General features: G+C 53.1%; 14 protein-coding genes. 8 read left to right on the forward strand and 6 right to left on the reverse strand.

All coding sequences use genetic code 11. The features are described from left to right. Positions 1 to 23: 23 nt before the first annotated feature. The 3 genes from JJD41_RS14925 to plsY all read left to right on the forward strand — a co-directional run bounded on the left by JJD41_RS14925 (position 24) and on the right by plsY (position 2,490). Positions 24 to 410 carry a DUF3119 family protein gene (locus JJD41_RS14925; RefSeq protein WP_200667814.1) on the forward strand — a complete coding sequence of 129 codons (387 nt, stop codon included), beginning with the start codon at positions 24 to 26 and terminating at the stop codon, positions 408 to 410. A gap of 99 nt (positions 411 to 509) precedes the next feature. Then, positions 510 to 1,748 carry a DUF3086 domain-containing protein gene (locus JJD41_RS14930; RefSeq protein WP_200667816.1) on the forward strand — a complete coding sequence of 413 codons (1,239 nt, stop codon included), beginning with the start codon at positions 510 to 512 and terminating at the stop codon, positions 1,746 to 1,748. Between the two features lie 55 nt (positions 1,749 to 1,803). Continuing rightward, positions 1,804 to 2,490 (forward strand): glycerol-3-phosphate 1-O-acyltransferase PlsY, encoded by a 687-nt coding sequence (plsY, locus tag JJD41_RS14935; protein ID WP_200667825.1) that lies wholly within the window; start codon positions 1,804 to 1,806, stop codon positions 2,488 to 2,490. 98 nt (positions 2,491 to 2,588) lie between these two features. On the opposite strand, the gene JJD41_RS14940 is transcribed toward plsY, so the two are convergent. From JJD41_RS14940 to JJD41_RS14955, 4 genes are all read right to left on the reverse strand, one after another. Continuing rightward, entirely contained in the window at positions 2,589 to 3,467 is an 879-nt protein-coding gene (locus tag JJD41_RS14940) for a phosphatidate cytidylyltransferase (protein ID WP_168571422.1), read from the reverse strand. Positions 3,468 to 3,846: 379 nt separating this feature from the next. Then, entirely contained in the window at positions 3,847 to 4,449 is a 603-nt protein-coding gene (gene cbiT, locus JJD41_RS14945; protein WP_168571421.1) for a precorrin-6Y C5,15-methyltransferase subunit CbiT, read from the reverse strand. Positions 4,450 to 4,492: 43 nt separating this feature from the next. Further along, entirely contained in the window at positions 4,493 to 5,971 is a 1,479-nt protein-coding gene (locus tag JJD41_RS14950; protein WP_200667827.1) for an aminotransferase class I/II-fold pyridoxal phosphate-dependent enzyme, read from the reverse strand. Positions 5,972 to 6,141: 170 nt separating this feature from the next. Then, positions 6,142 to 7,413 (reverse strand): tetratricopeptide repeat protein, encoded by a 1,272-nt coding sequence (locus JJD41_RS14955; RefSeq protein ID WP_234488845.1) that lies wholly within the window; start codon positions 7,411 to 7,413, stop codon positions 6,142 to 6,144. A 716-nt stretch (positions 7,414 to 8,129) separates the two neighbouring features. Between JJD41_RS14955 and JJD41_RS14960 the strand changes: the two genes are divergently transcribed. From JJD41_RS14960 to JJD41_RS14980, 5 genes are all read left to right on the forward strand, one after another. Continuing rightward, entirely contained in the window at positions 8,130 to 9,365 is a 1,236-nt protein-coding gene (locus JJD41_RS14960; protein ID WP_200667831.1) for an esterase-like activity of phytase family protein, read from the forward strand. Between the two features lie 108 nt (positions 9,366 to 9,473). After that, entirely contained in the window at positions 9,474 to 10,073 is a 600-nt protein-coding gene (locus tag JJD41_RS14965; protein ID WP_200667833.1) for a chromophore lyase CpcT/CpeT, read from the forward strand. Between the two features lie 152 nt (positions 10,074 to 10,225). Further along, complete coding sequence (locus JJD41_RS14970; RefSeq protein WP_168571416.1) at positions 10,226 to 11,392, forward strand: UDP-sulfoquinovose synthase; 1,167 nt, start codon at positions 10,226 to 10,228, stop codon at positions 11,390 to 11,392. Positions 11,393 to 11,577: 185 nt separating this feature from the next. Beyond that, the gene (locus tag JJD41_RS14975; protein ID WP_200667835.1) at positions 11,578 to 12,732 is read left to right on the forward strand and encodes a glycosyltransferase; all 1,155 of its coding nucleotides are present in this window, start codon (positions 11,578 to 11,580) and stop codon (positions 12,730 to 12,732) included. Between the two features lie 114 nt (positions 12,733 to 12,846). Beyond that, a complete protein-coding gene (locus JJD41_RS14980; RefSeq protein WP_200667837.1) occupies positions 12,847 to 13,545 on the forward strand; it encodes a Crp/Fnr family transcriptional regulator in 699 nt (232 codons plus the stop codon). A gap of 204 nt (positions 13,546 to 13,749) precedes the next feature. Here the strand turns inward: JJD41_RS14980 and JJD41_RS14985 are convergent, their stop codons facing one another. Next, on the reverse strand, positions 13,750 to 14,046 hold the full coding sequence (locus JJD41_RS14985) for a hypothetical protein (RefSeq protein WP_200667839.1): 297 nt from the start codon (positions 14,044 to 14,046) through the stop codon (positions 13,750 to 13,752). A gap of 208 nt (positions 14,047 to 14,254) precedes the next feature. After that, positions 14,255 to 15,322, reverse strand: coding sequence for an ABC transporter permease (locus JJD41_RS14990; protein WP_200667841.1), 1,068 nt, complete (start codon positions 15,320 to 15,322; stop codon positions 14,255 to 14,257). Positions 15,323 to 15,387: the final 65 nt, after the last annotated feature.

The following is a 15,387-nucleotide window of genomic DNA, read 5'->3' on the forward strand; positions in this document are numbered from 1 at the left end:
TCATTCGGGAGGACTTTAATCTCGTGACTACCACTTCTGGCTTACAACCGACCCAAACCGTTCGACTCGAACCCAGTTACGTCTTACCCTTAGCCATTTTAATCGGCTCGATTCCCGTCGCCTTACTCAACCTGTGGATCGGCTTTGTCATCCTAGCCTTTTCGATCTTTCTACTGCTGCAAGCGGCGACCTTGCGCTTGGAATTTACCGCGACCGACTTGGATATTTATCGCGGAGAGAAGCGGATTCGGCGCTTTCCCTATCGGGAGTGGGAAAATTGGCGGATTTTTTGGCCGCCCGTGCCGATTCTGCTCTATTTCAAAGAAGTGAATAGCATTCACTTCGTCCCGGTCTTGTTCGACCCGAAAACCTTGCAAAATTGCTTGGAACAGCGCTGTCCTTATCGTTAACTCCCGTTGAAACCACAGGCGATCGCCCGATCGCCCGATCGCGGAGAATTCGGGCTGACTGGTACGCTAAAAAAGCTTGAACATGAGACTGTACTTGCTATGAGTTCGGACGATATCCACAATCCAGACGCCTTAGACCCCCAAGGGGAAGCTACGAAAGAGCAAACGACCGAGGAAGATCCGGCGATCGCGGAAGCGCCCACCGAGGCAGAACCCGCGCCAGAACGGGAATCCGCGCCAGAAACAGACGCTTCAGAGGCGATCGCCGCCGCCACCGCCGCCGAGGACGAAGCCGACACCGACACCGACCACGAACCCCCGGCAGAACCGGAAAGCGTCCCTACAGAAGAGGCGATCGCCGCGCAGTGGGGCGATCGCATTGCCCAGCTTGAAGCCCAACACCGCGCCCTTCAAGAAGAAATCGCCCAACTGCAAGACAGCCGCGCCCAACTGCTGCAAGACCAACTCGCCCAAACTCAAGGGGCGATGGGACGCCTGATTCAAGAGTCCCTCAGCGAACTCGAACAGCGCAAACACAACCTACAGATTACCGTCGAGCAACTCGAACGGCGACAAGAACGAATCCGCGAAGAAATGAAAACCAGCTTCGCCGGAGTTTCCCAAGATTTAGCGATTCGCGTCCAAGGATTTAAAGAATATTTAGTTGGCAGCTTGCAAGATTTAGCCACCGCCGCCGAACAATTGGAATTGAGCCAAGCGCCCAATTGGCAAGGACAAAGAAGCGCCCCCCCCAGTCCGACCCCGGAACCCCCCGAACGGACCGCTGCCCCGAAATTTGCCAAACAACGGTTTCAAGATCGGGTCAAGCAAATTCGCCAACTGCTCGACCAATATCGCACCATGCCCGATTACTACGGGCCCGCGTGGCAGTTGCGGCGAACCTTCGAGCCGATTCATGCCGATCGCCTCTCCGATTGGTTTTTCGTGCAAGGGGGACGCGGGGCCATCCGCACGATGGGTTCTCGCCTGCAAAATATCTTGATCGCCTCGGCGGCGATGTCGGTCCTCAAAACCCTTTACGGGAACCGTTTTCGGACGTTAATTTTAGCCAACAGTCCCGAACGCCTGGGGGAATGGCGGCGCGGTCTGCAAGATTGTCTGGGCATTTCGCGCGGCGATTTCGGACCGGAACGCGGGGTGATTTTATTTGAAGAACCCGAAGTGCTAGCACAAAGAGCCGATCGCCTGGTCAAACAAGGTCAATTACCATTCATAGCGATCGACGAAACGGAAAACAGCATCAGTTTGGCACTCTTGCAATTTCCTTTATGGCTGGCATTCGCCCCGGATCCGGAAATGCCGGGAGGGCAGTTTTAATCCTCATTCTCCACTCCCCCAAATCCTTCAATACAGTTGACAAAACACAAAAAACATGATTGCTTGGCTGACACTTAATGCTGGATTATGGCTGTCGGGCTACTTACTCGGCTCGATTCCGACCGGGTACCTCGTCGGCAAACTGCTCAAAGGGATCGATTTGCGACAAGAGGGATCGGGTTCGACCGGAGCCACCAACGTGTTGAGAACGATCGGCAAAGGTCCGGCGATCGCCGTTTTACTCGTGGATATTTTAAAAGGAGCCGCCGCGATCGCCCTCGTGCGCGCCGTCTACGGTTGGGAGGCGATCGCCCCGTTCGTACCGCCGACCGCCGACACGGAACTGTGGCTGCCCTGGATGACGACGATCGCCGCTTTTGCCGCCTTAATCGGCCATAGTAAATCGGTCTGGCTCGGCTTCCAAGGCGGGAAAGCCGTCGCCAGCAGCCTCGGCGTCTTGCTGGCGATGTCTTGGCCCGTCGGCTTGGGAACCTTGGGCGTGTTTGCGGTTTTTGTCGCCATTTCCCGAATTGTTTCCCTCAGTTCGATCGCCGGAGCGATCGCCGTATCCGGCTTGATGCTGTTATTCGGAGAACCCGCGCCCTACTGTGCCTTTGCGATCGTCGGAGGGCTGTACGTGATCTGGCGGCATCGCAGCAACATCGAGCGCTTGCTCGCCGGAACCGAACCGCGCATCGGCGAAAAGCTCGTCGCGCCGGACTCCCAAAGCCAACCGTCTTAAGCGATTCGCCCATCGAGAATCAAGTAAATCGGGCGACCCTCGGGCCGCCTCGATGTCCGGCGATCGCACCGGGGACAATCCCCTCCAGGGGCGAACGCTCAACCTCGTAACAACGGCAGCACTAAGGTCGCGAAATAATAAACGATCGGCGCGGTAAACACGTAACTGTCGGCACGATCGAGAATGCCGCCGTGACCGGGAATCAACTGTCCCGAATCTTTCACCCCGGCATCGCGCTTCATCAACGACTCGGTTAAATCCCCGAGCAAACTGGCAATCCCGATTAACAGCCCCAAGGCTACCCCCGTTTCCGGCCATGCAGGCCAGTGGATATACCAGCCTCCGGCAGTCGCCACCGCCACACTGCTAGCAATGCCGAAGATCGCCCCTTCTACGGTTTTCTTGGGACTGATATCGGACAACGGCGTGCGACCGAAACACCTGCCGAACACGTAGGCACCGATATCGGCGGCGACAATACAGCCGAACGCGATTAAGGTCAGGGTCAAGCCTTCCGAGAGGTGGCGCACCCCATCGGCGCCCAACTGCCAGGTTTCCGGGAAAGGAAACACGGAATCGTTGAGGGTCAGACTGCGCCCGAGCGATCGCAGACGGACCCAAAAACTGGGTAAATAACCGATATAAAACAAACCGAGAATGGAGGCCGCCAAATCGGCGATCGTCGCCATTTTCGGTTTGAACAATAAATAAAAACAGATAAACGTTCCAGCCAGAGGCAAGAGTGCATCGGCAAACTGCGGGTTGATATTGGCGCAGCAGACCAGACAAATCGTTAAAAATAAACTCGTTTTTCCTGCCGGAATAATTCCCTTGGCGCGAACTAAATTGAGATATTCGCGATGGGCGAGGTAAACGAGAATGGCAAAACCGAGGGTGTAGTACCAACCCCCCAGCCAAATCGCCCCTAAAGCGAGGGGACTAGCGACAATCGTACTGAGAATCCGGGACCAAGGCATAAAAAGGGTTGTTCGAGTAGAGTTGGCGTTGAGTCAGGCGATCGGCCAGCTAAGCAAGCAAGGTGAGCCAGACCGACCCATCCGGCTTACTCTATTAACCGTAGCGAAAATCGGAGTTAACCGAAGCTTAATTTTATCCGAACCAGGGAGATTGAGGGAGCCATAAACCCGTCCTCAAAAACGAGCGACTCATTCGGACAAGCAATGTTTGAGGGCGGGGATACAAGAACTCCCTCAAGCCAATTCAGGGGTTCGATGCCGCGATCGTTGGCATCGCCTTCCTAACGCAACGGGTTTCGAGTCGTCCTCAACCATAGAACCTTCCCTGTCGGGGGAGGTTCCACGGTCGAGTCAACAGCGATCGGAACTCGCACCGACTTCAGTCGAGCTTTTCTCCACTCAGGATAAAAATCGGATCCACCGCAGCAAAAGTTTGATGGGTACCGCGCGTTTCCAAGCGATTGATCGACGATTGCACCACTTCGACGTTACGCACGTGCAACTGCGCGAAACTTTCGGAAATGCTGTAGAGATTTTCCAAATTGGCCGCAGTAGCGACGACGCGACCGCCGGAATTGAGATAGGGCCAGACTTCTTTGAGAATCGTGGAAATCGATCGCCCCCCTTCGATGCAAACGCGATCGGGTCGAGTCGTCAACTCGGCGAGACATTCCGGCGCGCTGCCTTCGATCACTTCCACATTGGTCACCTCGAAGCGATCGCAGTTTTTGCGAATCAGCGCCGCCACCTCCTCATCCCGTTCTACGGCCACAATTCGCCCTTGAGGACAACTCAATCCAGCCTCTACCGGAATCGTCCCCGTTCCCGCGCCGATATCCCACAACACCGAATCCGGCATCAATCTCAGGTGGGAGAGTAACAACACGCGGATTTCGCGCTTGCTCATCGGAATTCCCGGCAGTCGCTCGAACAGATGGTCCGGAATTCCAGGGGTCATGTAGGGCCACAAAGTAGAAGGCATAATCGTTACGGCAGGTGAAAAATTTCGATACGGGGCTAATTCCCTACTCTTGCACGACTTGCACCCTTTGAAAGCTCGGATCGCTACATCCGGTCAGCAGGGCGCCTCGGGCCTTGACGGCGTGCAAGTAATCGATCGCGGCTGCACCAATCGCCTCTCCGGGCATCAAAATCGGAATTCCCGGCGGATAGGGACAGACCAACTCCGCACTGATGCGGTTGACGGCATCGATCGCGCGAATCGTTTCCACCGGAGCAAAAAAGGCATCGCGCGGAGACAGGCGCAAGGGTTTCGGGGTCAATTTGGGAAAGGCGAGTGGGGGGCGATCGCCTCCACCGTCCCCCTCCCGTCGAAACTGCCGCGCTAATCCCTGCAATCCCGCCACGAGGCGATCGATATCGGTTTGAGTATTGCCCAAACTGACGATAAAGGTCACTGTTTTCGGTAACGGCAATTCGCAAACCACGCCGAATTTTTCGTCGAGAATTTCGTCCGCTTCGTAACCGCTCAATCCCAACTCGCTGACGTTGACGACGATGCGGGTGCGATCGCGTGCCGTAAATCCCGATGTGGGCGCACTCGGCCCGTCCAAGACCCTCAACCCGGGAATCGCCGCAATTTGCGCTTGGGCCGATCGCCCTAATTTTAACGTCTCCTCCATCAGCGCCTCGCCGTCGAGGGCCATCTGTCGCCGCGCCGCATCCAGGGACGCCAACAGCAAGTAACTCGGACTACTCGATGTCAGCAGTTGCAAACTCGCACTGAGGCGGTCCGGATCGAGGCGATCGCCTTTCACGTGTACCATCGAAGCTTGGGTCAACGCCCCGAGGACTTTGTGGATCGACTGCACGCTGACATCCGCCCCCGCCGCCAACGCCGCCATCGGCAAGTCTCGATGAAAGGTAAAATGAGGCCCGTGGGCTTCGTCGGCCAACAGGAGAACGTCGCGATCGCGGCAAATACGGGCGATCGCCTCGATGTCACTACAAACCCCCTGATAGGTCGGATAAACCACCATCACGGCTTTAGCATCAGGATGCTCGTTTAACGCCCCTTCTACCGCCTCTGGCCCCATCCCCCACGCCAGATCCCACCCGGGATCGTATTCCGGATTGATAAAAATCGGCATCGCCCCGGAAAGGATTAAACCGGAAATCACCGAACGGTGAACCGTGCGCGGCAAAATAATTTTGTCCCCACTACTGCAAGTCGCCAAAATCGCCGCCACAATCCCACTCGTGGATCCGTTGACTAAAAACCAGGTGCGATCGGCTCCAAACGCTTCTGCCGCCAACTCCTGGGCCTCTTGAATCACACTTTGGGGCGAAAACAAATTATCGAGTTCCGGCAATTCCGGCAAGTCCGCCTGAAATACGGGCAACCCCAGCCACGCCGTCAACTCCTGCGGCATTCCCCGCCCGTGCTTGTGACCGGGGGTATAAAACGGCGCATGACAACGCTGAGTACACGCTTGCAGGGTTTCGAGAATGGGAGCTTTTTTAGGATTGTGGGTAGATGACACGAGGAATTTTAGATTTTAGATTTTAGATTTTAGATTGCCACTCAACAGGCTGTGGTGTACGCATCCTTCGGCAACGATCGCCCACCCCTGAGCGCCACCCAACCCGATCGCCGAAAAGTGTAACCCATCATTCTTAAAATAAACTCAAACTTTTAGCCCGTCGCCGCTTATTATTCAGCCGATTGGCGGACGATTTCCTCGATTTGGCGGCTGAATCGATCCGTGGGGGCATCGAGGCGTCGAGCCAATTCTAAAGCGCTTTGGAAGGCGGCGAGCGCTTCCGGATAGGCCCCGCGATCGCGCTGAATTTGGCCGATGCGATCGAAACTCTCCATCAATCCGTAAAGATTTGTGGCGCGGCGATCGACGACTAACATCGCCTCGTAAACTTGCAATGCTTCATTAACTTTCTCTAAAGAATAATACAAGTCCGCCAATTGTTGCAGGGCTTCGCGAGCCACTTGGAATTGTTGGAGCGACCAAGCCATCGTATAAGCTTGGCGGTAATTATCGATCGCCTCCGGCAGTTTGCCCAGCAGTTGGGAATCGACGCCCACAGCCACTTTCAACTGCGGGACTTTACGTAAATCCTGCACGTTTAAATAGTGGGCGATCAATTGTTGCCGCATGACGATCGCCCGTTCGCGATCGCGTCCTTGGGCGTACACGAAAATCAAGCGTTCGATATAACCAATTTGAGCCTCGCGATCGTCCCGTGCTGTCGCATGAACAAGCAATTCTTCGTAATAGGGAGCAGCAGCGCGATAGTCAAGATTTTCTACTTGTAATCTTCCAATTTTTTCTAAATTAACCTTAATCTCTTCAATATCTTCCCGTTGACGGGCATTGCCCAACAGTTTGCTGTAGACGCGAATAGCCAGATCGCGCGATCGCACCTGCTCGAATGCTCCTCCCAATTCCCGCAAAAGCGCCAAATCGCATAACTGACCCCCCGGACAAAACTCCTGGTGAATCGCCTCCAAGCGGGTCTCGACAATTTCGACTTGAGTTAACTCCTCCTGCTGCCACGCGATCGCCCCCACCCGGCTCAACGCCTGCACTTCGGCGATCGGGCCGAGATAGCGACGCAACCGTAATTCCCGATTCCACAATTTAAACGCCTCTTTCCCATTTCCCGCCGCCAATTGAGCCAACGCTTCCGCATTGAGGCGATCCAAGGCCAATTCCAGAGATTGACGGCGTTCTGGAGGCAATACACCGTCTTCGGGAGGATTGGGCAACAGGGGATCCGGCGCCATTTCCGAAGACTCCGGCGCTGGAATCGGCGGTGGTTCCGTCGTTTCCGAACGGGCGCCGACCGGGGCGGGCGCCCAACTCCATAGGGCGATCGCCAGCAGACCAACGGGAATCTGGGCGAAACCAAAACAGCCTGTAAACCATTGAAAACGGGTTTTTGTCAAAATTGGGGGTAATTTATACATAAATTTGGCAAAATGGGCTAAATCATGCCAGAAAAACGCGAATTGAAACAAATTGTGACTCTTCAAGACAGCTTCACCCCTTCTATTTCTCCGGAGTTCCAAAACCGATCGACTCGATTCCCAATCTTGACCCGATTACCGCCTAGAAACTTGTATCCAACTTGCTTCAGGGTGCAGGAATTGTACTTTTTAACCTTCTTAAATCCGGGGGGCTAACTCCTTTTTTATGAGGCTTGAAGAACCATCCATCGGCTTTCTCAATACGTTGACAGCTCTCCTGCACCGCCTGAGAGCCAACCCATTTCCAGCAGGGATTACGCTTTCGCAACTTGACCAGATGAGACTGAAGTTTTGCACAGTTCAAGTGCTTACCCCCCATACGCTAGTACGGTTTATGGAGAGCAATGCAATGGTTATAAAAAACCCCAGCCGCATTAATTGACCGCTTGAGGTGCCTATTGTGCTTGTGGCTGTATAACTTAAACTTCAATATCTTCATGGGATTTATGATAACGTGGATGGGTAGCCAGTGGGTAGGACGATCGAGGAAAGATCGAGTATTTTGACAGTGAAAGACTCACAAAACTGAGAAGAATTTCCAAGCAAAAACGCAAGAAAATGACTCAGATGATTGAGGATTAGATTGACAGATTACAAGAAGAAAAGCGGTCTTAGAAGGCCGGGGCTTTAAACCCAAATTTTCGGTAAGATAGCTAATGGGTAACAATTCAGAGGTTCGAGTGTTGCAGCAAGGGAAGCAGTTCGTAAAATTTGGTTTTCGCAAAGGGGCGATCGCCCTAGTCGCATTAGTTTTAGCGATCTCCAATCTCTTGAGTGGCTGTACGTTGCCCGCAGTCTCCGCGCAAGATCGGATGTTTCTCGACCTTTCCCTAGAATTCTTAGACGAATATAAATTAACCGGGAGCAGTTTTCAGGGAACCCAAATCGGCGGGTTATCCGGGATAACCTACGATCGCGGGCGCGATCGCTTCTACGCCATTTCCGACGATCGCGGGAACTACGGACCGGCCCGTTTCTACACCCTCAAACTTACCCTGGATTCTAGCAATCCTGACGCGATCGGCATTCAAAAGCTCGAAATCGAGAACGTTACCGAAATCCGCAACGAAAACAATCGTCCCTATCCCATCGGCGAAATCAATCCGGAAGGGATCGCCTTCGCCCCCCCCCACCAACTCTACATCTCCAGCGAAGGGGTCAATCGCAAACAGATCGCGCCCTTTGTCGCCGAGTACGACTTAGAAACCGGACAGTGGCAACGCGGCGTCCCGATTCCGAAGACCTATCTCCCCGACGAGACCGAAAACGGCCAAACCCGAGGGGTGCAAGAGAATTTAGGGTTTGAATCGCTCACCCTCAACGCCCGCAGTTTCGGCGATCCGAGTGTGGATCCGATTCGGTTATTTACGGCGACCGAAGCCCCCCTCGTCCAAGATTTAGACGATCCCGAGGCGGGATTGAAGCCGAAAAATCGCCTGCTGCACTATCTCATCAGCGACGGACCGCCGATTCCGATCGCCGAACACCTCTACGAACTCGACACGGACGAACGATGGAGTTTATTTACGGGGTTAACCGATTTGCTGGCATTAGATCGCGGCGGTCACTTGTTGAGTTTAGAGCGTTCTTTTGGCTTTCTCGGTTACGAAGCGAAGATCTTTCAAATTACCCTGGGTTCGGCGACGGATACATCGAGAATTGCCAGTTTGAAAGGGCAGTTAACGAAAGTTGCTCCGATTGAGAAGAAGTTAGTCTTAGATTTTGCCGAATTGGGGGTTCCGATTCACAATTTGGAAGGGATGAGTTTCGGTCCGCGATTGCCCGATGGGTCGCCAAGTTTGATCGTCGTCAGCGACGATAATTTTAGCGACGATCGCCTCAGCCAGTTTTTGTTATTGCGGGTGAAAACCGACGAGGCGATCGGGATCTAAAGGGGATCGGAGATCGCCAATCATTCTAAAATAGGGGGAATGTTCGTCTTCCATGCTGCCTCAACGATGGGGAAGCATGGATTGGTTAATTGAAGTTTAAGCATAGAAATGACTCATTCGACTGATATTGAAACATTAGCCCGTTGGATGGCTGCCGACTTTAGCAATCAAGAACAGGCGATCGAAAATCCGCCGTTTTTCGCCCACATTCGAGTATGTATGCGTCCGCTTCCCTGGGAACTCCTCGACGGGTTGAGCTTGTATTTAGAACAAGCTTACGATTACATGCTCGGTCAACCCTATCGAGTGCGCGTGTTGAAGTTAATTCCCACGGGCGATCGCATCCAGATCGAGAACTATAAAATCGACGAGCAAGAACAGTTTTTCGGCGCGGCCCGAGAGGTGGAACGCTTGCAAGAACTGACCCGAGAACGATTGGAAAAAATCCCCGGTTCGACGTTTATCGCCGAATGGACCGGAGAAGGCTTTAAAGGGGCGATCGAACCGGGTAAAAAATGTATTGTCGTCCGTAAGGGCAAAACCACCTATCTCGACAGTCAATTTGAAATTACCCCCGAGGTATTTATCAGCCACGACCGGGGTCGCGATCCCGAGACAGACGAACATGTTTGGGGATCGGTCGCCGGACCTTTTGTGTTCACAAAGCGACTGGCAGATTTTGGCGACGAAGTGATCCTCAAAGGGTAGACGTACCGGGATCTCGACGACCCCTGTAGCGATCGCCCCACCCGTAACCCGATTGTGAAGGTAAATCAGAATCGGTCAGCCAGTATGTATGTCATGGGGGACATAAACCTGATAAATTTACCGAGTATTGGCAAGCAAGATTCATCACCCTTATGAGAGTCCTGGTTATTGGCGGTGACGGTTATTGCGGTTGGGCAACCGCACTCTACCTTTCAAACAAAGGTTACGATGTCGCAATTTTAGATAATCTGGTGCGTCGGCACTGGGATTTACAACTCGGAGTCGATACCCTGACTCCGATCGCCCCGATCCAACAACGTCTCCAGCGTTGGAAAGACCTAACGGGCAAGACCATCGATCTCTTTGTCGGGGATATCAATCACTACGATTTCCTGATCGACGCCTTGCAAAAATTCCAGCCGGATTCGATCGTTCACTTCGGCGAACAGCGTTCGGCGCCGTTTTCGATGATCGATCGCGAACATGCCGTATTGACCCAGGTCAATAACGTGGTCGGAACGCTCAACATCCTTTACGCCATGCGCGAACACTTCCCAGAGTGTCATTTGGTCAAACTGGGAACGATGGGCGAATACGGCACGCCGAATATCGACATCGAAGAAGGCTACATCACCATCGAACACAACGGGCGCAAGGATACCCTACCCTATCCGAAGCAACCGGGTTCGTTCTACCACCTGAGCAAAGTACACGACAGTCATAATATTTACTTTGCCTGCAAGATCTGGGGTCTGCGCGCCACGGACTTGCATCAAGGGGTAGTCTACGGCGTCTTGACCGAAGAAACCGGGATGGACGAGATGTTGATCAACCGCCTCGACTACGATGGCGTCTTCGGAACCGCACTCAACCGCTTCTGCATTCAAGCGGCGATCGAACATCCCCTGACCGTTTACGGAAAAGGCGGACAAACGCGCGGGTTCTTGGACATTCGCGATACGGTTCGCTGCATCGAATTGGCGATCGCCCACCCGGCGGAAGCTGGACAATTGCGGGTCTTCAACCAATTCACGGAAATGTTCGGCGTCCGCGACTTGGCGATGATGGTCAAGCAGGCGGCGACCGGAATGGGTCTCGATGTCGAAATCGGTCAGTTCGACAATCCCCGAGTCGAACTCGAAGACCATTATTTCAACGCCAAAAATACAAAACTCCTCGATCTCGGCTTGGACCCCCATTACCTCTCGGATTCGCTCATCGATTCGCTGTTGAATTTTGCGATCAAATACAAGCATCGCGTCGATAAAACTCAAATTCTGCCCAAGGTCTCTTGGCGTCGGGAAGTCGGAACTAAGTAGACATCCGCCATTGACCGTTGAGGGGCTTTCTCGGGGCGATCGCCGATTTCGCGATCTTCCGGCGGGTTCGAGATCGCGATTCGCCCCCTCCCCTCTAGCTTTTCAAGGGCCACGATCGCTCGTTTGCGTCGTTCGTGAGCCGTGTTACCCAGCCGCTCGGACCGTCGGTTGTCTGGAAATTTTTTATGAGAGTAGCCCTTTTCACCGAAACCTTTTATCCCAAAGTAGACGGGATCGTGACGCGACTGTGCCGAACCGTCGAACACTTACAGCGTGCTGGCGATCGCGTCCTCGTATTCTCCCCCGATTATGGCATCGACGAGTACCAAGGGGCGAAGGTGTACGGGGTAACGGGTTATCCCTTACCGATGTATCCCGAACTCAAAATTGCCCTGCCGACTCCCTCGATCCGACGGGTTCTCAAAAAGTTCGACCCCGACCTCATTCATGTCGTCAACCCGGCAATTTTGGGTCTTGGCGGTATCTATTACGCGAAAAACCTCAAAATTCCCTTAGTCGCCTCTTACCACACTCATTTACCCCAATATCTCCATCACTACGGATTCGGGATGCTCGAACCGTTGTTGTGGGAACTGCTCAAAGGCGCGCACAATCAAGCCGCACTCAATTTGTGTACGTCGATGGCCATGGTGGAAGAGTTGCGCGCTCACGGGATCGAGCGGGTGGATTTGTGGCAACGGGGGGTCGATACGGAACTGTTCCGCCCGGAATTAGCCAGCCGCGACATGCGATCGCGCCTTTCTCAAGGTCACCCGGACAGTCCTTTACTGCTGTTCGTCGGACGCCTGGGGGCGGAAAAAGAAATCGATCGGATTAAACCCGTCCTCGAAGCGATTCCCGGCGCCCGTCTGGCCTTGGTCGGCGACGGGCCCAATCGCGCCCAACTCGAAGCCCATTTTGCCGGAACGGCGACCAATTTTGTCGGCTACCTCCACGGGGAAGAACTCGCCAGCGCTTTTGCTTCGGCGGATGCGTTTATCTTCCCGTCGCGCACGGAAACCCTGGGGTTAGTGTTGTTGGAAGCTATGGCTGCCGGGTGTCCGGTGGTCGCCGCCGCACGCGGTGGGATTCTCGATATCGTCACCGACGGCGTCAATGGTTACTTGTTCGACCCGGATGACGACGATGGGGCGATCGCCGCGACTCGACGCTTGCTCGCCAATGGGTCGGAACGCGACAGTTTGCGCCACAACGCGCGCACTGAAGCGCAACGCTGGAGTTGGGCCGCCGCGACCCGTCAGTTAAGTCAATATTATCAAGGGGTTTTGCAAGGTCGGCGCTTAGCGTCTGCCGCGCGATCGAGTGCGTGGACAAGGTAAAAGCGATGCGATCGCGCTTTTGCCTTGTTTGGCGGTGCTGCGATCCGATCGCAATCGGGCCGATCCCGGCGGCGATCGTTTCGAGATCCCTCGATTGAATCGGGAAGCTCGACCATGCAGGCGACTGTCGAAACATTAGCAAAAATTTTGGTTTTCAGTGGGTTGGAACCCGCCGAACTGCAACGCTTGCAACCCCACACGCGGATTCAAGACTATCACAGTGGTGAAATTGTCATTCATGAAGGCGATCGCCTCCCAGAAGCTTTACATGCTTTGATCGCGGGAGAATTGCAAGTTAAAAAAATTGCTCCAACCGGAAAAGAAACTATTTTGCGCAATATCCATTCTGGCGAAATTTTTGCCGCTCCGGCGTTATTTGGCGATCGCAACGCTCCGGCGACGGCGATCGCTTTATGTGACACTCAAGTGCTGCTGCTCGACCGTCAGGGATTGCTCGACGCGATCGCCCAAAATCCAGAATTAGCATTACGTTTATTAGTCGTTTTTAACCGCCGTTTGCAACAGTTACACGACACCGTACACGGTTTGGTTTCGGAACGGGCGATCGTCCGTTTGGCGCGCTTAATTCTTTATTTTGCTACCCTCCACGGGACCGATCGCGTTTCGGGGGGGGAGCAATTGAAAATTGAGTTATCTTACTATCGAATGGCGCGCACCGTCGGGATTACTTATGAAGAATGCGTGCGCTTAATTAAAACAATGAAACCCGCGATCGCTTACCGTCGCGGCGGCAAAATTACGATCGGCGATCGTGACAGTTTGGAGGCGATCGCCTCCGGAGAAAGGGACTAACTAGGGCGAGCATCTGGCTCCCTGGTTGACTTACAGCACTCGGGCGTCTGATGAGGTACAGTGCCGATCCGGGGGGGAATGAGGAAAGTAGGGGTTGGGTTACCAAACCCCTACCTGGCGAGGGGGATTTAGGGGGATCTAAATGTCTTGCATAACAGAAGAAAATGCTGTATAAATTATTTTAAATTGCTGATATTTGAAAAATTAAGTAATTTCTAAAAACTCAACTTGAGGTAAAAGCGGATCGCGAACGATCGCAATTCCCGAATAACTCCAACGTTTGAGTAGTCCGGGAAGTTGCAAACCGGGGATCGATTCCACGGCGAGGCGATCGCGCAAATCTTCCCCATATTTATTCAGATAAGTTAAAGCGTCAAAATGTTCTGAAAATAATAGCAGATAACTTATCTTGTCGGCCTGTTCTGAGGGGCGATCGGGATGCGCGGTTAAATATTGCCCGTCTACTTTAGAACGAACTAAATAATAAGTTTGCGATAACATGTTTGGGAATTTTAGATTTTAGATTTTAGATTTTATAGCGTTTATTCATTGGATGTACTACTCGGGTGGTCTCCCCGTACTCGTCCCAACAGGGGCGATCGCCAACGCCCCTACTCCTGAGTATTTTTGATGAGTTTACCAAGAGGAGACCCTAGATTTCACTTAAAAAACTAACCCTTTTGGCTTTTATCTGACCTCACCTCAGCTCTTATTTAAGATTGCTCAACTTAATCCGAGGATCGACAGCTTTGAGTAATAAATCGGCCAATAAATTACCGACAATTAACATCATCCCCCCCATCATCAAACTGGCCATGACTAAATAAATATCTTGGGATTGAACCGCTTGTAAAATCAAGCGCCCCAAACCGGGCCAGTTAAAGAAAAATTCGGCAATAAATGCACCGCCGAGTAAACTAGCAAATTCAAACCCCAAGAGGGTAATTAAAGGATTGACCGCATTGCGTAAAGCGTGGACGTAGATCACTCGATTTTCGGGTAAACCTTTTGCGCGGGCGGTTTGGATGTAGTCTTGGCGGAGAACGTCGAGTAATTCGCCGCGCGTGATGCGCTGCAATCCTGCAAAACTGGTAATACTGAGGGCGAGAGTCGGTAAAATCATGTGCCAAGCGATATCGACGATTTGGCCAAATGGGGTAAGTTGGTCGTGATAGACGCTGCGCATGTCGCCGACGGGGAAGAGAGGGGAAGTGATTTGGGCGAACAGGAGGAGGAGTAAGGCGGTGATGAAGCTGGGAAACCCTTGTCCGGTATAGCTGAGGACGCGCAGGACGCGATCGAGCCAGCGATTTTGATTGACGGCGCCGACGATACCGAGGGGGAGGGCGATCGCCCAAGTGAGGACGAGGGAAGAAATCGAGAGTAAGAGGGTATTGGGAATGCGTTCCCAGAGGAGTTCGGCGACGGGGCGACGGTAGACGAAACTGGTGCCAAAATCGCCTTGGGTCAGGACTTGTTTCAGCCAGAGAAAATATTGAGCGATCGGCGATCGGTCCAAGCCGAATCGAGCTTGAAGTTGGTCGAGAGTTTCTTTGGAAATTTGGGGATTTTGACGGAGGTTATCTAAATAATCTCCGGGGGCTAATTGAATGATAAAAAAACTCAAAGCGGAGGCGAGAAACAGCGTCAAGAGCGCTTGTAATAATCGCTTGAGAATGTAGAAAAAGGTTTCGCTTTGAGCTAAACCGAGGAGGCGACTTTTCAAATTAGACAATCCCTCGCGTGAATCGGCGCTCTTTTTGGTCGAAAAAGTCATAAGGCAATCGCGTATAGTCTCAATCCGGAGAGGCGTTGGGCACGAGGGACACGGAATAATCAGCC

The organism is Oxynema mangrovii CENA135, assembly GCF_016632315.1.
Taxonomy (GTDB): domain Bacteria; phylum Cyanobacteriota; class Cyanobacteriia; order Cyanobacteriales; family Laspinemataceae; genus Oxynema; species Oxynema aestuarii.